The sequence below is a fragment of the Candidatus Omnitrophota bacterium genome (genome assembly GCA_028693815.1).
GTDB lineage: Bacteria > Omnitrophota > Gorgyraeia > Zapsychrales > Aceulaceae > Aceula.
The window spans coordinates 82,244-105,311 of sequence record JAQUUP010000003.1 but is presented as its reverse complement, the minus strand read 5'-3'; the positions used below and the strand labels follow the sequence as shown (position 1 = coordinate 105,311).

Annotated in this window: 26 protein-coding genes and 3 tRNA genes; 25 read left to right on the top strand and 4 right to left on the bottom strand. The window is 36.6% G+C overall.

Going from position 1 to position 23,068, the window contains the following annotated elements; translation table 11 throughout:
• Positions 1-16: 16 nt before the first annotated feature.
• The 18 genes from PHY73_01920 to rdgB all read left to right on the top strand — a co-directional run bounded on the left by PHY73_01920 (position 17) and on the right by rdgB (position 13,367).
• Entirely contained in the window at positions 17-502 is a 486-nt protein-coding gene (locus tag PHY73_01920) for a prepilin-type N-terminal cleavage/methylation domain-containing protein (GenBank protein ID MDD3374464.1), read from the top strand.
• Complete coding sequence (locus PHY73_01915; GenBank protein ID MDD3374463.1) at positions 486-875, top strand: hypothetical protein; 390 nt, start codon at positions 486-488, stop codon at positions 873-875. The genes PHY73_01920 and PHY73_01915 overlap by 17 nt, the downstream gene beginning before the upstream one ends.
• On the top strand, positions 820-1,602 hold the full coding sequence (locus PHY73_01910; protein MDD3374462.1) for a prepilin-type N-terminal cleavage/methylation domain-containing protein: 783 nt from the start codon (positions 820-822) through the stop codon (positions 1,600-1,602). Before PHY73_01915 ends, PHY73_01910 begins: the two co-directional genes overlap by 56 nt.
• Positions 1,599-2,708, top strand: coding sequence for a type II secretion system protein GspK (locus tag PHY73_01905; GenBank protein ID MDD3374461.1), 1,110 nt, complete (start codon positions 1,599-1,601; stop codon positions 2,706-2,708). The genes PHY73_01910 and PHY73_01905 overlap by 4 nt, the downstream gene beginning before the upstream one ends.
• A gap of 2 nt (positions 2,709-2,710) precedes the next feature.
• The gene (locus PHY73_01900) at positions 2,711-4,159 is read left to right on the top strand and encodes a PilN domain-containing protein (GenBank protein MDD3374460.1); all 1,449 of its coding nucleotides are present in this window, start codon (positions 2,711-2,713) and stop codon (positions 4,157-4,159) included.
• Positions 4,156-4,698: a type 4a pilus biogenesis protein PilO gene (gene pilO, locus PHY73_01895; protein ID MDD3374459.1), complete on the top strand. Its 543-nt coding sequence runs from the start codon at positions 4,156-4,158 to the stop codon at positions 4,696-4,698. The genes PHY73_01900 and pilO overlap by 4 nt, the downstream gene beginning before the upstream one ends.
• 99 nt (positions 4,699-4,797) lie before the next feature.
• A complete protein-coding gene (locus PHY73_01890; GenBank protein ID MDD3374458.1) occupies positions 4,798-5,028 on the top strand; it encodes a MerR family transcriptional regulator in 231 nt (76 codons plus the stop codon).
• Positions 5,025-5,858 carry an AAA family ATPase gene (locus tag PHY73_01885; protein ID MDD3374457.1) on the top strand — a complete coding sequence of 278 codons (834 nt, stop codon included), beginning with the start codon at positions 5,025-5,027 and terminating at the stop codon, positions 5,856-5,858. Before PHY73_01890 ends, PHY73_01885 begins: the two co-directional genes overlap by 4 nt.
• A complete protein-coding gene (locus tag PHY73_01880) occupies positions 5,851-6,435 on the top strand; it encodes a hypothetical protein (GenBank protein ID MDD3374456.1) in 585 nt (194 codons plus the stop codon). The genes PHY73_01885 and PHY73_01880 overlap by 8 nt, the downstream gene beginning before the upstream one ends.
• Before the next feature lie 29 nt (positions 6,436-6,464).
• Complete coding sequence (locus PHY73_01875; GenBank protein MDD3374455.1) at positions 6,465-8,090, top strand: secretin N-terminal domain-containing protein; 1,626 nt, start codon at positions 6,465-6,467, stop codon at positions 8,088-8,090.
• A gap of 3 nt (positions 8,091-8,093) precedes the next feature.
• The gene (locus PHY73_01870) at positions 8,094-9,101 is read left to right on the top strand and encodes an N-acetylmuramoyl-L-alanine amidase (GenBank protein MDD3374454.1); all 1,008 of its coding nucleotides are present in this window, start codon (positions 8,094-8,096) and stop codon (positions 9,099-9,101) included.
• Positions 9,098-9,904, top strand: a complete 807-nt coding sequence (gene murI / locus PHY73_01865; protein MDD3374453.1) for a glutamate racemase — start codon at positions 9,098-9,100, stop codon at positions 9,902-9,904. Before PHY73_01870 ends, murI begins: the two co-directional genes overlap by 4 nt.
• 5 nt (positions 9,905-9,909) lie before the next feature.
• The gene (gene queD, locus PHY73_01860) at positions 9,910-10,272 is read left to right on the top strand and encodes a 6-carboxytetrahydropterin synthase QueD (GenBank protein ID MDD3374452.1); all 363 of its coding nucleotides are present in this window, start codon (positions 9,910-9,912) and stop codon (positions 10,270-10,272) included.
• The gene (gene queC, locus PHY73_01855) at positions 10,265-10,945 is read left to right on the top strand and encodes a 7-cyano-7-deazaguanine synthase QueC (GenBank protein MDD3374451.1); all 681 of its coding nucleotides are present in this window, start codon (positions 10,265-10,267) and stop codon (positions 10,943-10,945) included. The genes queD and queC overlap by 8 nt, the downstream gene beginning before the upstream one ends.
• Complete coding sequence (locus PHY73_01850) at positions 10,942-11,634, top strand: 7-carboxy-7-deazaguanine synthase QueE (GenBank protein ID MDD3374450.1); 693 nt, start codon at positions 10,942-10,944, stop codon at positions 11,632-11,634. The genes queC and PHY73_01850 overlap by 4 nt, the downstream gene beginning before the upstream one ends.
• 3 nt (positions 11,635-11,637) lie before the next feature.
• Positions 11,638-12,030 carry a preQ(1) synthase gene (gene queF / locus PHY73_01845; protein ID MDD3374449.1) on the top strand — a complete coding sequence of 131 codons (393 nt, stop codon included), beginning with the start codon at positions 11,638-11,640 and terminating at the stop codon, positions 12,028-12,030.
• A 16-nt stretch (positions 12,031-12,046) separates the two neighbouring features.
• Positions 12,047-12,754 carry a ribonuclease PH gene (gene rph, locus PHY73_01840; GenBank protein MDD3374448.1) on the top strand — a complete coding sequence of 236 codons (708 nt, stop codon included), beginning with the start codon at positions 12,047-12,049 and terminating at the stop codon, positions 12,752-12,754.
• A 4-nt stretch (positions 12,755-12,758) separates the two neighbouring features.
• Positions 12,759-13,367, top strand: a complete 609-nt coding sequence (rdgB, locus tag PHY73_01835; GenBank protein MDD3374447.1) for an RdgB/HAM1 family non-canonical purine NTP pyrophosphatase — start codon at positions 12,759-12,761, stop codon at positions 13,365-13,367.
• Here rdgB and PHY73_01830 read toward each other — a convergent pair.
• Entirely contained in the window at positions 13,336-16,221 is a 2,886-nt protein-coding gene (locus tag PHY73_01830; GenBank protein ID MDD3374446.1) for an AsmA-like C-terminal region-containing protein, read from the bottom strand. The two genes, rdgB and PHY73_01830, sit on opposite strands and share 32 nt — an antisense overlap.
• A gap of 79 nt (positions 16,222-16,300) precedes the next feature.
• Here PHY73_01830 and PHY73_01825 point away from each other — a divergent pair.
• The 7 genes from PHY73_01825 (at position 16,301) to PHY73_01795 (ending at position 19,966) form a co-directional block, all read left to right on the top strand.
• Positions 16,301-16,378: transfer RNA gene (locus tag PHY73_01825), tRNA-Pro, on the top strand.
• A gap of 12 nt (positions 16,379-16,390) precedes the next feature.
• Entirely contained in the window at positions 16,391-16,963 is a 573-nt protein-coding gene (locus PHY73_01820) for a hypothetical protein (protein ID MDD3374445.1), read from the top strand.
• A gap of 23 nt (positions 16,964-16,986) precedes the next feature.
• On the top strand, positions 16,987-18,060 hold the full coding sequence (locus PHY73_01815; GenBank protein ID MDD3374444.1) for a tetratricopeptide repeat protein: 1,074 nt from the start codon (positions 16,987-16,989) through the stop codon (positions 18,058-18,060).
• 92 nt (positions 18,061-18,152) lie between these two features.
• On the top strand, positions 18,153-18,617 hold the full coding sequence (locus tag PHY73_01810) for a tetratricopeptide repeat protein (GenBank protein MDD3374443.1): 465 nt from the start codon (positions 18,153-18,155) through the stop codon (positions 18,615-18,617).
• Between the two features lie 126 nt (positions 18,618-18,743).
• Positions 18,744-18,817: transfer RNA gene (locus tag PHY73_01805), tRNA-Arg, on the top strand.
• A 14-nt stretch (positions 18,818-18,831) separates the two neighbouring features.
• Complete coding sequence (locus PHY73_01800) at positions 18,832-19,773, top strand: AsmA family protein (GenBank protein ID MDD3374442.1); 942 nt, start codon at positions 18,832-18,834, stop codon at positions 19,771-19,773.
• A 116-nt stretch (positions 19,774-19,889) separates the two neighbouring features.
• A tRNA-His gene (locus tag PHY73_01795) sits at positions 19,890-19,966 on the top strand.
• Positions 19,967-21,522: 1,556 nt separating this feature from the next.
• Here the strand turns inward: PHY73_01795 and PHY73_01790 are convergent.
• The 3 genes from PHY73_01790 to PHY73_01780 all read right to left on the bottom strand — a co-directional run bounded on the left by PHY73_01790 (position 21,523) and on the right by PHY73_01780 (position 23,050).
• On the bottom strand, positions 21,523-21,699 hold the full coding sequence (locus PHY73_01790; GenBank protein MDD3374441.1) for a MerR family transcriptional regulator: 177 nt from the start codon (positions 21,697-21,699) through the stop codon (positions 21,523-21,525).
• 228 nt (positions 21,700-21,927) lie between these two features.
• Entirely contained in the window at positions 21,928-22,545 is a 618-nt protein-coding gene (locus PHY73_01785) for a hypothetical protein (GenBank protein ID MDD3374440.1), read from the bottom strand.
• A 1-nt stretch (position 22,546) separates the two neighbouring features.
• The gene (locus tag PHY73_01780; protein ID MDD3374439.1) at positions 22,547-23,050 is read right to left on the bottom strand and encodes a hypothetical protein; all 504 of its coding nucleotides are present in this window, start codon (positions 23,048-23,050) and stop codon (positions 22,547-22,549) included.
• Positions 23,051-23,068: the final 18 nt, after the last annotated feature.

The window sequence follows — 23,068 nt, the reverse complement described above, 5'->3', positions numbered from 1 at the left end:
TTAGGAGAATAGCATCATTTCTTTTTATTTTAAAAAAGCGTTTACCTTGATTGAGCTTTTAATGGTTTTGGTTCTTGTTGCTCTTATTGCAGGGCTCGCTCTTCCAAATCTTCTTAAGGGACGAACATATATAGAGCTAAAACAAACTGCTAAAGACATGGCTCGTGTGATGCAATATGCACAACAGCGTTCTGTTATTGATAATAGAGAGTATCAGATGCAAATTGATTCTTCAGAGAATCGATATTGGTTAATGGCTGAAGTTTTAAGTGATGATGTGATTATGATTGAAAAAGAGTTTGAAAAGATACCTGGGAGAATGGGAAAAGTTTTAACTATTCCAGAAAAGATTGAGGTTCAAGCCGAGAAAGAAACGATTCATTTTTATCCAAATGGATTAGTTGAAAAGGTTCAAATTAATCTTACAGATCAGAAGAACAAGATTGTTGTATCGACAAAAGAACAAAGAGGCAGTGTTTATGTTTATGAAGCTGAAGAATAGAAAAGAGGGGTTTCTTCTTCTAGAGGTTCTTTTTACAGTTGCTATTTTGTCTGTTGGAATTGTTTTGATTGTTCAGTCCCATATTGCAAGTTTACGCGCGGGTATTTATAGTGATGATTTTTTTAAGGCATCTTTTTTGTTGCGAAATAAAATGAATGAGGTTTTAGAGCAGTCTGTTGTGGACCCTGACTTAAGCGAAAAGGATTCTTTTTCACCTCCCTATGAGAATTTTCATTATGATCTTAAGGCGCAAGAGCCAGAGTGTGAAGAACAGTGTGAAGGATTAAGCGAGGTTGTTTTAACGGTATCTTGGAGAAATGGCCAAAGAACAAATTCAGCGTCAGCGACAACATATGTTTTCAATACATTTTAAAGGAATAAAAAGAATTTTGTTAAGGACAGAAAAAAAAGGATTTTCTTTAATAGAAGTTTTGATTGCCCTTGCAATTTTTTCCGCTATTGTTGTCACTCTTTATAGTACATTTTGGAGTGGAATTAAGATTGATCAAAGGCTAGAGGATAAAACATACCGTCAGGCGAGCTGGGCTCTTGAAGAGATGGCCAAAGAATTTGAAAATGCAGTGAAATATGATTTTTCGAATTCGTATCCTGATATCAATGAATTCTCTGGAGAAAAAGACAGGGCTTCTTTTTTGTTGCCAACAGACCAAGGGTTGAAGGTTATTCAATATTATTTAGAGCAACCCGAAGAAGTTTTTGTGCATAAAGTGATCATAGGAAAACGGTCTAAGAAAAATGTTTCTGTTACAGAAAGCCGGCAAGACGCTTCGGTTCAAGAAATTTTAGTTCGAGAAGAATGCAGTTTAGTTGATTTTATTAATGGAACAAAGGCTGACTCTTTAAAAGAGGCGGTTTGTTTTAATGTTGAAGAGCAAGGCTTAGAATTTTTATATGCTTATCTTGAAGCGTCAGAAGACGATTCAAAGCTTGACTGGCAGGATAACTGGAAGAATAATTATATTCCTGCAGGGATAAAAGTGAATCTTAAGCTTGTTGGTCAAAAAGAGCGTGACGTGCTTATTGTTAGGCGCAGTATTTATATTCCTGCTGGCCGCTGGGGAGAGGAAGAATCGCTTTGAGGGTAAAACGACAAATTCTTTTCTTTAAGAATGATTCTGGTGTCATCATGATTATTGGGTTATGGATTCTTGTCGTTCTTTCGATTTTGGCTATTGGTCTGGGACGAAGAACTAGAATTAATTTAGCGTTAGCTAAGTATACTATTGCAAAAACAAAGTCTGATTACCTAGCTTGGGCAGGAATTAATTATACCTCAAAGCAGATGGATAACTTAACGACAGAAGGCACGGAAAATAGAATTGATACACTTTATCGATGTGGGGTTTATTTTAACGATGGACAAGAAGCGCAAGATATTTTTAAAGAAATTCCATTAAAAGAAGGAACTTTTGATATTCGGTATAATATTTATGATATGCTAAATAGTCGGATAGATGTTTGCTATGGAATTCAGGACGAAGGAAGGCGGATTAATCTCAATTCTCTTAATAGTGGTAATTATGAAGTTTTAAGTTATTTGCTTGTTCTTTTAGGTGTCCAAAGCGCTACAGCTGATGAAATTGCTTCGTCGGTTGTTGATTGGATAGATGTCGACAGCGATGTTTTTAACGCGCCTTTTGGGGCAGAAGATGATTTTTATATGTCGCAGGAAAAGTCGTATCATTGTAAGAATTCTATTTTTAATAATATCGAAGAGATGCTTTTGATTAGGTCAATGGATGATGAGATATTTAAGAAATTAAAAGAATATATAACCGTGTTTCCAGCCCAAGAGGCAGATTTTTCTATCAATGTGAATACGGCATCGGAGATTGTTTTGAAATCTTTTTTTTATACGTTTTTGGATGAAAATCAAGGAACGGCATCTCCGGCGGATGTTGATTCTCTTGTTTATACGATTCTTGAATATAGACGAGGTCCAGATGGAAGGCCGTGCACTCCAGATGATCGGGTGATAGAGAGAAATGACATAGCTGCCATTCCGTTTACTGGTCCTGAGTCTGGTATTTTTCAAAGTGCAAGTGCGCAAGGCAAAATAAAGGAAGAAAGCTCTTATTATCGCATTAAGGCAAGAGGGAAGAGTTCTTTTTTAGATGTTGTTTCTGAAATTGAGGCGGTTGTTGACAGTGAAAGTCTTGCAATCGTATCTTGGAGCAAGAACTAAATATGACAAAATCAGTAATTACAACTATTGAAATTAGTGAATCACATGTAAAGTTATTGCAGGTTCTAAGAAAAAGAGGACGGATACGGCTTGTTCGTCATCAAGCAAAAAAAATTACTGATCCTTCTTTTGACGGCATCGCTGGCCTTCTGTCCTCGATGGTTGATGATAAGGTAAAGGAAAGCCATATTATTGGTGTTATTCCCAGAAGTCAGGCGATGATTCGATATTTTTCTCTGCCTTCTCATTCCGAACAAGAGTTGGGCAAGATGGTTTCTTTGCAAATTGGGAATAAGACGCCGTATGCAAAAGAGGATATTGTTTTTGATTATTCTTCAATAGCGAAAGAATCTAACGGGTATAGTAAAGTTTTGGTAGCAATTGTCCATAAAGAAGTGGCACAAAAATATTTAGATATTTTTAAGAAATGTCAGATAACATTAAATAGTTTGACACTAAGTTCTAGTAGCATTGTTAATGGATTTTATCATTGGCAAAAAGCTATTAGAAAAGAAGACCTCTCTTCTTCGATGGTTGTCAATGTGGATACCTCAGATAGCGAAATTTGTTTTTGTTCAGAGGGAAAGCTTTTGCTTTCACGGAATGTCCGATTTGGGGCTCGAGATCTAGGGGGCGACTATCAAGATGATTTTGTTAGAGAAGTTTCGCTGACACTTGAATCTTATCGAAAAGAAAACCTGGGTTTGTTACCAAACCGTATTGTTTTGATTTCATCCCTTCATGAGAGCGTTTTTTTAAAAGAAAAAGTTTTTGAAGAGATAAGAATCCCGGTTGAGATTATTGATCTTTATCGTGTTTTCCCGAAAACCAAAGATTGCCTTATTCCAATTCTTTCAGAAGGAGATTATTTCTCTTCTTCTAGTAGCTTAGGGGCTGTTTTTCGTGGACCGCAAAAACCATTTGATCTTTTGCCTAAGAATGTAAATGCGATAAGAGAAATGAAAGCGCAGCAGGTTATGTGGATACAGCTTATAGGGCTTGTTTTTGTAGCCGGGTGTTTAGCTGCAGCTACTTTTTATTTTAATTTGAGTCAAGAAAAGAGTATTCTTAAAAAACTAGAGGAGCAAAATCTTAAGCTTAAGCCCCGCGTTGAAGATGTTCAAATAAAAAAGAGTCGCATTGTGGATATTGAAAATTATCTTGTTTCTGTTCCCTCGATGGTTGATGTTGTTCACGAACTTTATCGACTAACGCCAGAAAATATTTCATATCGTAGTTTGAATGTTGACGATAGCGACAATTTGATAATCCAAGGGATTTCTGAAGAAAGAGCGGATGTTAATGAATTCCAAAAGAATTTAATTGGTGCGCCTTCTTTTAAAGATGTCAATTTGCAATATGCGACTCAGCGAAGAGTTTTTGAAGGGGAAATTACTGATTTTAAAATAACGTGCAAGATTGATCAAGACTTCTTACAGGAAAAACAATGATAGTCAAACGTTTATCAAAACGAGAAAGCCAGATTTTTATTTTATGTATTTTAGTTTTCTTAATTTACATTGGTTTTCAGTTTGTTTACAAGCCGATTAAGTCACAAGAAGACCTTTTTGAAAAAAAGATTAGCGTGATAAAGAAAAAGATTAAAAAGAATTTAAATATTTTGAAAGAAGAGGGAGTTGTTAAGATAGCGTATGATCAGTATTTAGAGGCTTTTGCACAGAAGCTTTCTGATCAGCAAGAGATGAGCCGAATTTCTTCTGAAATTGAAGCAGTTGCTAAAGAAGCAGACATTAAGATTATAGATATGAAGCCTCAGAGGATTCGAGAGGAAAGTTTCTTTAAGAATTTCTCGCTGACTGTTCAGACCGAAGGAACGATGAATTTAATTATGAAATTTTTGTATTTTCTTGAACAAAAGCCGCATCATTTTCAGATTGAAGAGGTGCGCTTAGAAAAACGTTCTATTCGCTCGCAAGATATCCGATGCGAAATTGTTGCTAGTCGTATTTTGCTGGATCCTTCCAAATAGGAGCACTTCGTAAGAAAATCCGCTTTATTATTGACAAAATACATAGGTTTTGTTATTTTGAGAGTATGACTATCCGAGTAGGGAGTAATACTTAAGTATATGAAAAATATATATTTATTGAAAGATTTGGCTGTTTCAACAGGTTATTCAACGCATACATTGAAATATTATTTGGGCATTGGGCTTTTAGAAGAAATTGGTCGTAGCCCAAGTACACATTTTAGATATTTTGATGATAAATCTGTTACGCATCTTAAGAAAATTCGTGTTATGCGGAGCCAAGGGTTGTCTTTAAAAGAAATTAAAATAAGGTTGAAGAAACAACTATGAGCTATTATGAAGTTTTAGATATCCGCAATGAACCTTTTTCAACAAGTCCTGATCCGGACTTTTTTTATCATTCAAGAGAGCATACAACTGCGTTAAAACGCTTGGAAATCGCTATTCGTCTTCGAAGGGGTTTGAGTCTTATTTTAGGTGATGTTGGTGCAGGAAAGACAACCTTGTCTAGAGCGTTGTTACAATCGTTCGCTGGAGAAGAAAATAATTTTATTTTTCATATGATTCTTGATCCAGATTTTAAAAGTGAATATCAGTTTTTGGCTCATTTGACAAAAATGTTTGGAGTGAGTCCTTTTTTGCGTTCTGCGATGGACCATCGGGAGGCGATTGAGAAGTATTTATTTCAGAAAGGCGTTGAAGAAGGAAAAATAATTATTCTTTTAATTGATGAAGGTCAGAAATTATCACTACCTTTTATTGAGATATTACGAACGCTTTTAAATTATGAGACAAATGAGTTTAAGTTGCTTCAGCTGGTTATTTTAGGGCAGATGGAGCTTTTGCCGAGAATTAAGAAGATTAATAATTTTATGGATCGTGTAAGCTTGCGTTATATTATCAATCCTTTGGATGAGAATGAGACTGCACAGATGATTTATTTTAGACTTAAAAAAGCTGGTTTTAGTGGTCATCGAGATATTTTTAGTTATGAGGCTATTAAAAAGATTTATGCGTTGAGTCAAGGATATCCAAGAAAAATTACTTTGTATTGTCACAATGCTTTAGAGAGGCTTGTCATGGATGGGAGAGAAGTTGTCACCGGAGAGCTAATTGATTCTTTAGCTGAAGAGGAAAGTCGCTGGGGTACAGATGAATAGAGATGGTTCGCCAGAAGAAAAGCTTTTAAGTATTATTAGGAAAAAAGATAAGCCAGTATCTTCAAAGAATCCTGAAGTTGAGGATGTTCGAGAGAAGGCTGTTTCTAGTGGGTTTGATCGGGTTTTTCGAATATTGAATCAGCTGATGATTTTGATTATTTTAGTTTTGGCAGGATATTTATTGTATACTTTTGTTTCTTCGCAAAATAAAGCAGACGATTTTGTCATTAGCGAAGATCCTACAGAAATTAATGAAGTCATTGATTTAAAAGAGAAGAAAAGTAAGCCATATGAATATTATGCAAAGCAAATAGAAGCACGCGATGTCTTTTCTAGGCCAGAACCAGAAGAAGAAGTGGAGAACAAAGTTATTGAAAATATTGATTTATCGAAAAGTCTTCGTTTGGTTGGTATTGTTTTAGGGGATATTCCAGAGGTTATTATAGAAGATATAAAATCTAATCAAATATTTTTTCTTCATCAAGGAGACGAAATCTTAGAAGGACGAGTTGAGTCTATAAAAGAAGGCAAAGTTATTTTAAATTATAAGGGATCTCAAACAGAGTTGTTTCAGTAAAATATTTTTATTTTTTTAAAGGAGATAAAATGAACATAAAAAGAAGTTTTATAATATTTTATTTAGTTATTTTTGTTTTTTTTATTGCAGGCTCCATGGGCTATGCGCAAAAGAGCGGATCCAGATCGACAATTGACGATGCTCTTGATTTTTTTGAGCAGGTTCAGATAGAAGATCCTAAACCGAGAGCGTATTCTGGAGAAGTTTTTTCGGCGCGAAATGTTAATGAGATTAATCAAGTATCTAGGTCGAATAGGCGCGCTTCTGAAAGCGTTATGCTAGATGCTCTTGAGCTAAAAGATATGGATATTGTGGATGTTTTAAAATTGATTTCCAAGAAAAGTGGACTTAATATTGTTGCCGGAAAGAATGTTCGAGGCAAAGTGACGATTTATTTAAAAGATGTGAACGTTCGAGATGCGCTTCAGATTATTCTTGATTCGAATGATCTGGCTTATGTTGAGGAAGATGGGATTGTTAAAGTTTTAACGGCACAGGATTTCCAGCAAATATACGGATATAAGTTTGGCCAGGAGACTGAAACAAAATTAATTCAACTTGAGTACGTTAAGGCAGAGGAGATCGTACCTGTTTTAACTCAAATGAAAAGCCAGATTGGCTTGGTCACATTTGATAGCAAATCAAATACGTTGATTATTACAGATAGGCCTGAAAAGATTTCTTTGATGAGAGAGGTTATTCAGCGCGCAGATATTCCTTTGTCAACGAGAGTTTTTTCATTGCGTTATTCCAAGGCCGATGAAGTGGCTGGTAAAATTCAGAATTTGCTAACAAAAAATGTTGGTAAGCTTGAATTTGATGAGCGATCGAATAAAATTTTTGTTACGGAAACGAAAGAAAAAATCGATGAGATTATATCAATGATTAAAGCGTTTGACGAAAAACACCCTGAAGTTTTAATTGAAGCGAAGATCCTTCAAATTACTTTAAGCAATGATTATAAGATGGGGATTGATTGGGAGGCTGTTGTTTCAGATTTTCATACTTTGGATTTCAAGAGTACGTTTAGTAGCTTGACAAGCGCAGATAAAGGGGGAAGACTCAGCATAGGTACAATTGCCAATGATGATTATAGTGTTTTGATTGAGGCGCTTGAAACGATTGGGAAGACCAATATTCTTTCGAGTCCGAGAATTGCAGTTATAAATAATGAAGAAGCTAAAATCTTGGTTGGCGCGAGTGAGCCTTATGTAACAAGCGAAACTGTAACAACCGCTTCTGGACCGACAACAACATCAGAAACTGTTAATTTTATTGAAGTTGGCGTTAAGCTTTTTGTAACACCAACGATTCACGGCGATGGTTATGTTACGATGAAAATCAAGCCTGAGGTCAGTTCTCTGACAGGATATGTGACAACAAGTACAAATAATAAAATACCAACTGTTGAAACGTCTGAGGCAGAAACAACTGTCATGGTCAAAGATGGTGTTACTATTATTATTGGTGGGTTAATTAAGGAGCAAGATATTCGAACAGTTAACAAGGTACCTCTTTTAGGGGACATCCCTTTCTTGGGGCCTATTTTCCGAAATGAAAGCAAGGAAATAGAAAAAACAGAGATCGTTATCTTTTTGACGCCGAGAATTATTACTGGAGATGTTTTGTCTGAAGAGGATATTTTTGGAAAGTAAATTATGGTGATTCGATTATTCTTAACAGCAATTTGTTTGATTTTTCTTTCAGGTTGTGCAGCAACGCCATTTCAAAGATTGGAAAAAAAAGATCTTGTTTTAAAGGATCTTTGCGCGCGTTACGGGTTTAGCTGTACGATGGACAGCGTTACTCAGCTTATTAAGTTAAAGAGAAAAGGATTTGAGGCTCGAGGCTTAATTGGAAGTAGCACCGTCGTTGTTGACGGGAAGGATGTTTATTTAAGCAGGCCAATCAATATTTCGAAAGGAATTGTTTATGTCCCTTTTGATTTTGAGCAACAAGTTATGATTTTGCTTTCTAAAAAAGCAGGACCTTCGGCCAAAGCATTTCAGAAAATTATTATTGATGCTGGCCATGGAGGTAAGGATCCGGGTGCGATTACTCTAACAGGAACCCAAGAAAAAGATATTGTTCTTGATATTGCTAATCGGCTTTCAGATGCTTTGAAAAAAAGAGGAGCAATCGTTCTTCAAACAAGAGACACAGATGAATTTTTGTCTTTAGAGCAGAGAGTCGAAGTTGCGCGTTCAGAGAACGCAGATTTATTTATGAGTATCCATGCTAATATTGCCAGTAATTCTGGAGTAGAGGGTTTAGAGACGTATTATTTAGGATTTTTAGGGCAAGAAGATAAGAAAGAAATATGTTGTGTTGAGAAACATAAAAAAATGTTTCAGAAATATAAAATGGAGCAAAGTGATGACAATGTAAAGAAGGTTTTATTGGACATGTTGTATGCATATAAGCAGCAATCATCGGGTGATATTGCAAGGCATTTGTCGCGATACACTGCTGAAAGGATTACGACAAGAGACCGCGGGGGCAAAACAGCTAATTTTTATGTTTTAAAGAACACTTTGATTCCTGCTATTTTAGTTGAGGTTGGATTTTTATCGAATCAGAAAGAAGAACAAAAATTAAAAAATAGTTCCTATCGTCAGCAGATTGCTGAAAGTTTAGCTGACGGCTTGATGCAGTATAAACAATGAAAATTATAAATAAAAGAAAATATGCGATTGGAGTGTTTGATTCAGGGCTTGGAGGTCTCACCGTTGTCAAAGAGCTTATCAAGCAGCTTCCTAATGAGCACATTGTTTATTTCGGAGATACAGCTCGTGTTCCGTATGGAACAAAATCGCTCGAAGCGATTATTCGTTTTTCTAAAGAAAATGTTCACTTTCTCCTAAAGCATAAGGTTAAAATGATTGTTGTTGCTTGCAACTCTTCTTCCAGCCTTGCGTTACCGACATTGAGAAAGGAATTTTCTTTACCGATTATCGGCGTTATTGAGCCTGGAGCAAAAAAAGCATGCGAAACTACAAAAAATAGAAGAATTGGCGTTATTGCAACATCTGCCACAATTCAGAGTCAGAAATATGTCCGAATGATAAAAAAGATTCTTAAAAAAGCAATCGTTAGTTCGCAGGCTTGCCCTCTTTTTGTCCCTTTAGTTGAAGAGGGATGGTTTTCGGACAGGATCACACGGGACATTGCCAAGAAATATCTTTCCACTATGATTCAATCAAAAATCGATACGCTTATTTTGGGATGCACACATTATCCTTTGCTTAAAGAAATTATTGGTTCTATTATGGGAAAAAAAGTTTTTCTTGTTGATTCAGCAAAAGAAGTCGCTGAAGAAGTTGCAGAGGCTTTAGAAAAAATGAATCTAGCGAATCGCTCGTTGATCAAGGGGAACCATCGTTTTTTTGTCAGTGACAAGCCACAGCATTTTAGAAGTCTTGCAAAGCGATTTTTAGGATATGATATCAAAAACATTAGAAAGGTTTAATTTTTATGTATGAGCTAACTGTTAAGTCAGATTTTGCTTCTTCTCATTCTCTGAGAGATTATCAAGGAAAATGTAAGAACTTGCATGGGCACACATGGAAGGTTGAGGTTGTTTTTATTGGAGAACAATTAAACAAGACCGGGATGCTCATCGATTTTACAGAAATTAAGAAAGGATTAAAAGAAGTTGTTGATGCTCTTGATCATACGCATCTTAACGATCTGGCAGACTTTAAGGAGCTCAATCCAACTTCTGAAAATATTTCAAAATATATTTTTCAACAAATACTTAAAAAACTTCCTTCTGTAAAAATTAAGTGCGTTACTGTTTGGGAGTCTGAGAACGCAAGCGCGACTTATTATGAGTAAAGAAAAGAAAAAGGCAGTTGTTTTATTGTCTGGCGGCCTTGATTCGGCAACGGCCCTTTATATCACCAAGAGTAAGGGGTTTGCGCCTTATGGCCTTATTTTTGATTACGGCCAAAAACATGCAAAAGAAATTCTGCAAGCAAAAAAGATTGCAAAAGCTGCTCAGTGTTCTTATAAGGTTATTAAGATTTCTTTTCCCTGGAAAGGCTCTGCGCTTTTAGATGAAAAGAAAGAAATTCCTAAAAAACGTTCTTTCGTACAAATGGAGAGTAGCATCCCGTCAACGTATGTTCCTTCTCGCAATATCATCTTTTTGAGTTTTGCTTCATCGTTTGCTGAAAGCATTGGTGCTTGTGCAATTTTTATAGGCGTTAACGCGATTGATTATTCTGGGTATCCGGATTGTCGACCAAGCTTTATTTCTAGTTTTCAGAAAGCTTTAGACGTAGGAACTAAAGCAGGAGTGAGTAAAAAGAAAATCAGAATTTATGCTCCGCTTATTTCTAAAACAAAATCCCAAATTATTAAAATAGGACTTAATCTAAAAGTACCGTATCATTTAACGTGGTCTTGTTATAAGGGTGGGCTTAAGCCTTGCGGCGCATGTGATAGTTGTTTGCTTCGGCAAAAAGGTTTTGATATGATTAAGTATAAAGATCCAGCCCTTAAATGAAATCCAAAATTTCAGAAATTTTTCGATCGATTCAAGGAGAAGGTAAATACTTAGGAATACCTCAAGTATTTATTCGTTTTTATGGATGTAATATAAAATGTTGTTGGTGTGATACTCAAACGAGTCTGGAGCAAGAGGGAAAAAGCGCTTTTAAAGAGTATTTGAGTCAGGACCTTATAAGGGCTGTTTTGAAAGAAGCTCAAGGCGTTCACTCTGTTAGCTTGACAGGTGGAGAGCCTTTGCTTCAAAAAGATTTCTTAAAAGAATTTCTACCTCTTTTGAGGCAGAACGGGTTTTCCACTTACCTCGAAACGAACGGTATTTTGTTTTCATCTTTAGAGGAAGTGATTGATTATATCGATATTGTTTCTATGGATTTTAAGCTTCCAAGCTCAACAGGACAAAAAGCATTCTGGAAAGAGCATGAGTCATTTTTAAACATTGCTACAAAGAAAGATGTTTTTGTCAAATGCGTTATTTCGCTTGATACAACAGAAGATGACGTGTGTTTTGCTGCAAAACTTGCATCTAAAGTGAATCGTGATATAGTATTTATTCTGCAGCCGAATACATTCGAGATGGAAGCCGGCGTTGTTGATCAATGCCAGAAATTTCAAAGATTGTGTTTAAAATATTTGAGGGATGTTCGCGTTATTCCTCAAGTGCATAAAATAATAGGGGTACGGTGAAAAATGGTAAAAAAGACATACAAAGGGCTCCAAGAGCATATTCGGGACCTGAAGGTTCCGAAGATAGATGTTTGGAAAAATAAGTATCAAGATCGAGATTATACTGTTGATCTTTCGACAAGCGAGTTTACCTGCATTTGTCCTAAGACAGGGCTTCCAGATTTTGCGACAATTAATATTTATTATAAACCGGATAAAACATGTGTTGAGCTTAAGTCGTTTAAATATTATCTTATTTTTTATCGCAATGTCGGTATTTTTCATGAACATTTAGCAAATAAAATTCTTGATGATATTGTTAAGGCATGTCAGCCACGCTGGATTAAAGTTGAAGTTGTGATGGGTACACGCGGAGGCATTCAAACGACGGTTACAACAGAATACCCGCAAAGCTAACAGAAAGGATTTAGTCATGCCAAGAAAAGATGGTAGAAAATTGGATCAATTAAGAGAGATTGAAATCACGCGAAATTATTTAAAGAATGCACAAAGTTCTTGTTTGATAAAGTTTGGCGATACGCATGTTATTTGTACGGCGACCATTGAAGACAATGTGCCGATTTTCTTAAGAAATTCAGGAACAGGATGGCTTACGGCAGAATATGGCATGTTACCATGTTCTTGCTCCTCTCGTATTGTGCGCAATAAGATATCTGGGCGAACACATGAAATTCAGAGGTTGATTGGGAGGTCTTTAAGAAGCGTTGTTGATTTTGTTCGTTTAGGTGAGCGAACTATTAAAATTGATTGCGATGTTATCCAGGCTGATGGCGGAACAAGGACTGCCTCGATTACCGGTGCATATGTTGCGCTTGTGGATGTCTTAAAGAAATTTAAAAAAGATATTAAATTAGTGGAGCTTCCTATAAAAGATTATGTCGCGGCTGTAAGTGTTGGCGTTTTTAGCGGTGAGCTTTTGCTAGATTTGGATTTTTTAGAAGATTCAAAAGCTGATATGGACATGAATGTTGTTATGCGCGGATGTGGCGACTTTATCGAAGTGCAAGGGACTGCGGAAGGATTGCCTTTTTCAAAAGAACAGATGGATCAAGCGATTGTTTTAGCCAAAAAAGGGATCGAAGAATTGTTTGATATTCAAAAGAATGTGTTAGATAGCTAAAAAGATGAGAGAGCTTTTAATTGCAACAAATAATCAAAAGAAACTAAAAGAATTAAAAGAACTTTTATCTGATCTTCCTTTAAGAATTACTTCATTAAAAGATTATAAAAATATGCCTAAAATTGAGGAAGACGGCAAAACATTTTCTCAAAACGCTTTAAAGAAAGCATCTACGATATCTATTTATACAAAGAAGCTTGTGATGGGAGAAGACTCTGGGCTAGAGGTAAAGGCGTTAAATAATTGCCCTGGTGTTTTTTCTGCTCGTTTTTCGGGAGCGAATGCTACAGATAAAAAGAACAATCTAAAGCTGCTAAGATCTTTAAACAAAGTTCCTTTGAAAGAAAGGCAAGCGCGATATCGCTGTTGCGTTGCTTTGACAGATCAAAATGGTATTGTTGGTGTTGTCTCTGGAAGTTGTAGCGGGATTATTTCTTTGCGATCAAAAGGAAGAAATGGTTTTGGGTATGATCCTCTTTTTTTGATTTCTCGATATCGTAAAACTTTTGGAGAGCTAGATCCTTGCATCAAATCAAAAATCAGTCATCGTGCGCGTGCACTGAAAAAATTCAAATTTATTATTAAAAAATATTTGGAATCCCATCCAGAATAAGATCTTTGGTTTTTTTGATTATTCCGCTTGGAGAAGGAACAATGTAGTATTTAGGGTCTCTCAATGTTCCTGTGATTTTAACGGTTAAAAAAGTGTTGGCTTGAGTTAGAATAGCGGCTATTGTTTTCTTAAACGATTGAGAGTTCTTTATGGCGTTTTGTTCAAATTTTGAAACGACATCTAGATCGAGGTCTCCGTTAAAAGAAATATCTCCATTGCAATTAAGTTTCATTTGATTTCCTTTTAAAATTCCGTCCTGAATAAAAACTTTTTCATTCTTAATAACAAAATTACTTTGCGCATTGTCAAAAGCAATATTTTTGTACTCTGGAATAAAAAGTAATTTTCCGAGTCCTTGGACAAGGTCAAGTTGCCAGAGCTCTCCTTGATCAACAGAGATTGAACCTTCGCCTTTGCTAAAATGGATATCGGAAAGAGGTCCGTTTCCTTGGTAGGTTGCTTGTAATATTCCGGAGATTTCTTTGTCTTTAAGAGGTGTTGCATTTTTAAGTTTTTCTAGGTTTAGGTCTTGAATGCTTGATTCGATTTTGTAAGGCATCTCATGAATCGACAAATCTGCGGAGGCTTCAGCTTTTAGGGCACCTTCGTAAAAAAGAGCAGAGATAAGGCATTGATTGATGAATTGATCACGTTGATCAAATTTAAGCGAGACAGAAGTTAGCTCATAATTTTCAAGAAAGACTTTGTTGCTTGTTAATTTTAAGAGCAATGTCCAGTTGAGCCATTCTTTGGGGTTTCCTTCAAAAGAGCTTTTGATTGAGCATAATCCTCTTGGATCAAGTTTTTTAAATTTTTCTTTAAAAGGTGGAATTAATTCGGACAGATGTTCTAGCTGAAGATTTCCGTTAATATCAACATTAATATTCCATTTGGAGTCTTGAGGGTAAAAGGCTTCTCCTTGGACAAGCAAGTCGGTGTTTTTATAATTTATTTTTAGAGAGCTAATTGTAAAACGATCTGGCATCAATTTTATGTGCGCATCGGCCTTAAGCCCATCGATAGTAATTTTTGTTAAAAGAGTGTTGAAGGCAAGCGACCCATCAAGTATATATTTTTGTTCTTTAAATACGCCTTTTAAGTTTTTCCAGATGGCATTGTCTGGTAAGAAATGAAACGTAGACAAGCTATTGACTGCGTAAGAGACCTCCCCGGATATATCTGTTATTTCAGAAGGTAGCTTTTTTGTCTTGATGGCGACATCTTTTAGGGAGGCAGAGATTTCAACAGAGGAATTTTTGATAGATTTTGTTGTTCCTGTGTATTTAAAGTTAAGAGAAGATTGACCTTTGATATCGGCACTGGGATCGGTTAAGATTTCTTTAAATATATTTTTAAAATTATTTAAATTGATATTCGATAGCGTGCCTTGAATATCAAGAGTTGGCTTTTGAAAATTCATTAATTGGCCTGAGATTTGAAATGGAGTATTAAAGATAAGGCCAGTTAGCTTAGGGGATGATATTTGGTTGTTTTTAAAATCGACTGTTCCTTTAATATTTTCTATTGTTTCAAGATGAGGAATGTTTGTTAGTGTGGCCAGAGACATTGTGATGGATCCAGAATGTTGTAGGCGTTCTTTTTCTTCTTTTGGGGTGAAGACAGTTTTTATTTTTAGTGTTGGGTTTCCAGAAAAATGTTTTTTGTCTGAAAAAGAAAGGATGGCATCTTGTAATTTAAGAGTTAAATTGGATGTTAAAATTTCGGCTGTGCGTTCAAAGTCAGCTGCGCCCTCAACATATCCTGAGAAATTTGCTTTGTTTTCAATATTTCCTTTAAAATTTTCAATCTTTAAGTTTCCAGAAGAATGAACTGTTTCATTCTTTTCTTCTAAAAAGAAATCGTAGAAAATATTTCCTTCAGCTCTACTTTGCTTATTAGCAATTAAAATGCTTTGATTTAGATAAAGTTTCCCTAATACGGACCATATTCCACTTTTGATCGTTAGTTCCTTAATGGAGACAGTAGGCGTTGAAGTAAAGTATATTCCGTTATTTGTTGATAGTTTTGTTTCTCTAAGAGAGATTTCACCTTTAGCTGTTATTTTTTTGTTTCTTTGAGAGATATCAAAAGCAGCGATGTTGATAAAACTGTTTTCTAGATTGAGGGTCGACGTTTTAATGTAGGGTGCAAATTCTTCGAGCGAGAAATTCTCGATGTTGAATGTTGATAGGAAGTCACCAGAATCGATTTGGTAATTAATGCTTGAAATGAGTTTGAGAGAATTTTTGTTAGAAGGCATGATTCTGATGTTTGCAGTAAACCCTTTAGGCAGGGCAAGGTGAGCCGAAAGATTGATGTTTTTAATTATTTCGATAGGATCTTTGGATAAGTTTTTGTCTGAGAAAATAACAATGCCGTTGGTGATATTAAGTGCTCCAATATAAGCTGTGATTTCATTCTTGGTTTGATTTCTTTTTTTTTGATTTTGAGATAAAAGATCGCTAAAATTCCATTCTTGAGTTCGTTCTTTTGTGATGCGTATGACAGGATTTGTAATAACAAGAGAAGGGATGATAGCCTTTTTTTGCATTAAGGCTGGGATATAAAAAATGCTTATTGAGGCTTCCTCAACAGATAAAAAGGGTTCTTTTTTTTGATTTTTCTCAAATATTTTAAGTTTTGTTAGGACAAGTCCTTTTAGCGGAACATAATGAAGATCGCTGATTAAAACATCGCGCCCAATTTTTTGCGTAATTTTCTCAATAAGAATATTTTTGAGTTTTTTTGGCAAGAGGACTTCGTTGAGGTAGGCTAGCCCAGTTGTTAATATGGCAAATATTAGGATAAGAAGCAAGATAGTCTTTTTAAGCATTGCATCATTATAGCAAAACATCCTAACTCTTCAATAGTTGCAAGATTTTAATCGTTATGATATACTGTTTTCTCAATTCACACAAAAGGTGGATTCAAATCGGGGAGTAGCGCAGCTCGGTTAGCGCGTCTGTTTTGGGAACAGAAGGTCGAGAGTTCAAATCTCTCCTCCCCGACCATTTTTATCCAACATGAAACAATCGCTTCGCTCCTATTTTTATTATATTTTTTTAGATTCTTGGCATCCTTTTGCATGGCTTGCTCTTATTGGCCTTTCTATTTATGCGCAATCTTTATTTTTTGGATTTTCATATCTTGATGACAATGTTTTAATTCTTGATCATATTAATTTCATGAAGAATCCAATGAATTTTCCAAAATTGTTTAGTCAAGATATCTTTTTTGGCAATCAGCCTGATGCTCCGTATTATCGGCCGATCTTGGCTGCTGTTTTTATGTTAGAAGCCTCTCTTTTTGGCACGAATCCTACTATTTATCATCTGACAAATGTTATCATCCATCTTGCAGCGACATGTTTTTTGTTTTCTTTATTATTAGACTTAGGTTTTTCTAAAGCAAAAACTTTTATTTTGTCAACATTGTTTGTTGTTCATCCGGTTTTAGGTCAGGCTGTTTATTGGATTCCTGGGCGCAATGATTCTTTGCTGACATTGCTGATTTTGATTGCTTTTTCTTTTTTGTTCGTTTTATCAGGACAGGGAATAAAAAGTATTATTTTATCCAAATTTTATTTTTTGCTTTAGCGCTTTTTGTCAAAGAATCTGCTGTGGTATTTCCGGTGGTTTGTTTATCGTATCTTTTTTTAGTCAATAAAGAAATAAAGAGAAATATTATAGGGTGGCAAGTTTTAGGATGGAGCATTGTGGTCGTTTCTTGGTTTGTTGCAAGAAAGTTAGCGATCGGAAGCGTGATGTCGTTTTCAACGATAGCCTTGATGAACACATCAATTGCCAATCTTCCGATGACATTTCTTTATTTTGGTAAGATCTTCTTGCCTTTTAATCTTTCCATTTTACCAATATTGCCTGATTCAAACTTATTGTATGGTTTTTTTTGTATGATTGGCTTTAGTGTTTTTTTGTTTTTTTGTTCAAAGGAGAATTGGAAATACGTTATTTTTGGTCTTTTTTGGTTTTTTGTTTTTTTAATGATGGCATTTTTAAAGTCATATTGGTCTATGGCGCATGATTTTCAAGAGCATAGAATATATTTGCCTATGGTCGGATTTGTTATTGCTTTGGCTGCGCTAAAACCACCTCAGCAGTGGAGACATCGCAATGCTATGGGTATGTTTTCAGCAGTTGTTTTTTTTCTTTTATTTGTTGGCATACAGTTTAATCATGGTGAGAAGTATAAAGATCGTTTGAGTTTTTGGGTTAGCGCTTCTAAGGATTCACCCAGTTCGCCTCTTGCTCGCAGAAATTTAGGAGGAATATATTATTTGGCAGGAATGTTGGATTTGTCAGAAAAAGAACATAAAAGAGCTCTTTTTTTAAATCCTCATGAAGTGGGTGTACATAATAATTTAGGTCTTATTTATATGAATCAAGGAAAGCCTGTAGAAGCTGAGAAGGAGTTTTTGCAAGAATTATCTATTCGTCCAAACAGTAGCTTAGCATTTTATAACTTAGGAATACTTTATTATAATCAAGGGTTTCAAAAAGAAGCAGAAGGTGCTTTTTTAGAGTCAATTAAATATAATCCTGATTATGTTGACGCGTATCGAATGTTAAGTATCTCTGCGCATAGCCAAGGAGATTTTGAAAAGTCAAATCAATATTTAAAAGAAGTGCGGAAAAGAGGTAAAGATATTGATTTTTCTCTTACAATAACTCCTTAAATTTAAGAAATCATGTAATTTTGCTTTTTGCTTGCAGGTTTTTCGGTATTATACTAGAATGGTGTAAATATTTAACATGAAAGGGGTTTGGAATGAGGACAAAAGTATGTGCTTTAATTTTGAGTGTAATGTTTTTGTTTGGATGTACAGCTGAGAAGCAGGCATCTGCACCTGTTGTTCCGAAGACTTCAGAGCAGCTTTTTCAAGAAGCGATGACGTTTTTAGCCCAAAACAAGATTCCAGAGGCTATTCAATCTTTAGAACAATCGGCTGAAGCTTCCCCGGAATCAGTTAATGCTTATTTTGCTTTAGCTCAGCTTTACATGAGATTAGAATCATATGATAATGCCATTATTACTTGTCAGAAAATTCTCCAAAAAGAGCAGAAAAACCCGCATGTTTATTTGTTGATGGCTGGGTGCTATGATCTTAAGGGAGAGCCTGAAAAAGCTGTTGAGCTTGTAAAGGTAAGCATGGCTTTATTTCAAGAGCAGAATAATGTTCAAGGCTTTCAGGATGCTGCCGGAATTTTGAAAAAACTTCTTGAAGAAGAATAGTTGACTGTATTTGTGGTATTTCTTTATTCTTACATAAAGTTCTTATAAAGTTTTATTTATTTTTAGCATTGCCTATTTTGGCACAAGGTAATCTATTAGCTTGCTTGATATAAAATCTAACGATATGTCCCTGTAGCTCATCTGGATAGAGCATTTGCCTTCTAAGCAAAGGGTAGCACGTTCGAGTCGTGCCAGGGACGCATTCTTATTATTTATGAAACGTCTTATACTAATATTCTTTATTTTATTTATTATTCTTTTTGGCCTTCTTTTAGGAGGGTATTTTTATTTAAGTGCGAATGGCAAAGATATTGTTATTCAGAAGGTCGAGCAACAATTAAATAAAAAAATTGTTTTTGATGAAATCAAAGTTTCTTTTCCTTTGACATTGGAGATTAAAAATCTTAAAGTTGAAGATATCGGATCGTTTGAGAAGATCACGTGTTCTCTTAATCCAGTATATTTTTTGTTAAAGCAAGTTTATTTTCCTTTTGTTGAAATTGTTAATCCAAATATTGAAATTCATTCAAAGGCAAAGAATTCTTTTTCTTTGCCTTCTTTTGGTGAAAACAAAAAAGTTTTGGGCGAAAAAGGAGCTTCTCAAGAGCAAGATTCTAAGAATAACGATTTTATTATAGTTATGGACCGCTTTGTTGTAAGAAATGGAAGTTTTTTATTTTTTAACGAATCTGAGGATGAAGAAAAAGAATTGTTCTCGCTCGGTAAAATTGATGCAATGATTCACCAGGTTATTTTTTCGCAAAAAAAGTCGTTAGAAACAAATTTTGATATTACTGCAAAATTAACTGGGTTTGATGGTCGTTTTAATGAAGATGATCTTAAATGCTATGGATGGGTAGATTTTCTTGAAAAAGATATGAAAGCCAAGCTTCAAATTAGTGGAATGGGTGGACAGGTAGGGCTTTTAGCGGATCTTCTTTCTGAAAAGAATGATTTGACTGTAAAGGGAAAGATGAATTTGGCTTTTACTTCAAAAGAAATAAAAAAAGATTCTAAAACATTTGAGGATTTCTTTGTTGAGACATTGCAATCAAGTGGAGCTCATATTGATATGAAGTTTGATTTTAAGACAAAGATGGATGATTTTCAGATTGGAGAAGTGTCTTTGTCCGGAATGTTTAAAAAAGAAAAATAGACAATTTGTAATAATCTTGTAAAATAACGTTTACTTAATTTTGATAGATTTTCTTAAAATTTCAAATATCTAAGTTATGTCGCTTGAAGGCCAAATAATTTAAATTTTTATTTATGGTGGGCATAGCTCAGTTGGTTAGAGCATCTGATTGTGGTTCAGAAGGTCGCCGGTTCAAATCCGGTTGCCCACCCCATTTTTCAATTTGGGCATACGATTCTTCGTATGCCCTTTTGTTTTCAATGGGATAATGAGGTTCTAACCGTTTGTGAAGCGCCTGAACTTCGGGTGCGACCTCCAAGACCAGTTCAAGCGGTGTGGCGAGCTGAATTGACAGTTTCTTATCGAATAGCGAGAGGTTTGAGCCTAATCCCGCCAATATTTCGCGCTTTTCATTTAAATCTCCGAGTTCGAACCGACCATTAGCGGTTTCAGCAAATTCCAGCATTTTCTCCGCCCGATCCAGCCATGTCTCAACCCGACTGTTTGTGTCATTGATGAGTTCCTCATATTTGTGCTTTTCTTTAAGCAGGTTAGCCTTGTGCGTCTTAAATTCCTCCGGGTTGACCTCACCTGTTAAGCGAAGGTCAAACAAGGCGTTTAATTTCCGCACACACGTGTCCAATGATTTACGATAACCGGCCGTGATCTCTTTTTGATCATCTTTTTCAACTTCCTGTTCCACGCGTAATTGACTGATCGCCCATTGATGGAAGGTGGAGGGGATCTCGATTTTTCCTAAAACATTAGCGATTTGTTCTTCCAGCTCCTCAACCCGAAGCGGTTTCTGCGAACACTTTTTGATGCGCTTGGTGCAACGGTAATATGTGTAATGATGGACGTTTCCGTTTTTCTGATGCTTGGTTTTATTCTCAGCCGTGATCGCGGCTCCGCATTCCCCGCAACGGATCAGCCCGGTAAAGGCGAACACATGCTTTTGAGCGCAAGTAAATGACCGTCCATCAAGAATCGCTTGCACCTCATCAAATTGCTGTTTGCTCACCATCGGCTCGTGATTGCCTTTGTAAATATTTCCCTTCCAGTTGAAAAATCCATAATAAAACGGATTGCGAAACATCAAATGGCATTGCCCTTCGGTGATCCTGCGCCCGGAATGTGTTTTTAATCCTAAATCATTAGCAAGCTCGTGAATGGATTTGACCGTGCATCGTTTGGCAAGGATCGTTTCCCAAAGTTGTTTGACGATAGCGAACCTGTCTTTGTCTTTGAAAATAGGGGGAAGGTCAGGAAGTTTATGTTTATTAGATAAATAACCGATCGGCGGTTTGTGAGGAAACCAGCCGTCCTCAACTTTTTTTCTCATGCCTCGCTTGGTGTTGACGGATAAATCCAGCACAAACTGATTGGCCATGCCGAACTCAAGATTCATCATCAAGACATTATCGGTCGGGAAATATCCCCGCTGAAAGGTTTGAATGTGTTGAATGATGCCCTGTTGCAGAAGCCAGTTGATCGTCCCGCCGTCAATAGGATTGCGCGCCAATCGATCGAGCTTCCAGCAGATGATGCCGTTTGCGTCACCTTTATGAATTGCCTCAATCATTTGACTGAATACCGGACGTCCCGGTGCCTTGGCAGATTTTTCTTCCGTGAAAATATCAACAACCGTTAAATTTCTGTCCTCAGCCAGACGTTTAAGTTCGTCGATCTGCGAGGGGATAGAGGCCACTTGCTTATCTTCACTCTCGGAAGATTTGCGCGCGTAAAGAAAATATCGGATAGTGGAAGTGTTCATTTTTTTTTGATCGATTTAAGGATTTTGTCCAAATCAGCTTTTTTATAAAGACGGTAATTGTTCATCGGATGACGGTAAGGTTTGAGCTTACCCAGCTTGTCCCAGTTGCGGAGTGTCTGCCCGGTGACCTTGAGATACTCCGCGGCTTCTTTGATCGTCATATATTCGCTCATGGTGTTTTTCTCCTTAACCTTATAAAACATTATAATCTTTCTTTGATGGAGTTCAAGTTATTTGTCGCATGTGTTCCTAAATCATTTGTCCCAAAAAGAATCCTTTTTTGAAAATTCGTATGACACGACATTTGAAATTTTAAATCACTGACAGACTGCGCCTCGCCCGACCCTCGACCAACCCCGCCCCGGAAGGACCCGCGTTTATTTTTCCAAAACAAAGCCATCTTATCTCATCGACTGAATGCGTTTGAGTAAAGCAATGTTTTGAAGGATAGATCGTTGCACCGCCTTTTCGTATTTGATGACCTTTTCATAAGTATCCCCGGCGGGGAGGCTGTTGGTCTTGACCATCACATCTTCAGCGTATTGGTTCTTGAGCTTTGCCTTCTCCAGTTCATCGATCTTTTTCTGTGAGCGCTTGTCGTTCGATTCTCGATATTCAGCAAGTTCCTCGTCAATATCCTCATTGGTTTTGTTGATCTTTCCTCCGAAGCAGTCCTTTTTATTGTAATAGTCATGAACGGCCATATCCAGAAACTTACGGATGCTTCCTGTTTCAAATCGCAGGACACGGCGCAGGCGCCAGAAATCCACAGCGATCTTCTCAACCAACAGGCATTCCATTTGTCCTGCGGGATTCAGACTGGCAATAAGGCCGTCTAAAAGCTCCCGGTATTCCTGCTTGTTTTCCTGCCCGTCACCGTCTGAAATGATCAAATCTTTGGCAAAGATGCCGTGCTTGATGGCGTTTTGAGAAACAAGGTTTTTGCCTTCGATGCTCTTGGGCCCGGTGGACACCAGCGCGTTTTGTTTGTTCGCTTCGATTTGTTTATCTGTTGTCATGTTAAAATTCCTCCTTAAATAGTTGTTTGCCGACCTTTGGATCAACGCCCATGCTTTTAAACATCGCATCAAATTTATGGCTTTCTTTACAGCTTTCATACGTCAGGTTGTAGCAGTGACGGCATCCGAAGTATTTCCCGCCTGCCAGATACAAAACGCCCACACGACGATTGCACGCAACACCATTGACGACCAAAGGACAGATGAACCACCATCGACGTCCTCCAAAATGACACGGTGTCCATGTGAGGCGCGCTTTATAATCCAGTTCAGTTTTTTCATTCGTGTGCTTGTCGGTTTGTGTGTATTGAAAGCGGATATATTTATCACCCTCAAGCGTTGAAACCGTAAAGCCAATGCTTCCGTTCGGTTCACCGTTACGGCTCCAGTTGCATCCGCCTGATCGGATACCGCCGTTAAAATACCGGTGTTTGTTGAGAAAATGTACGGAGAGGGATTTGCTTTCTTCAACCGTCCATCTACTTGAATATGACCATCGTCCCATGATTGTTTTCCTCCTTAA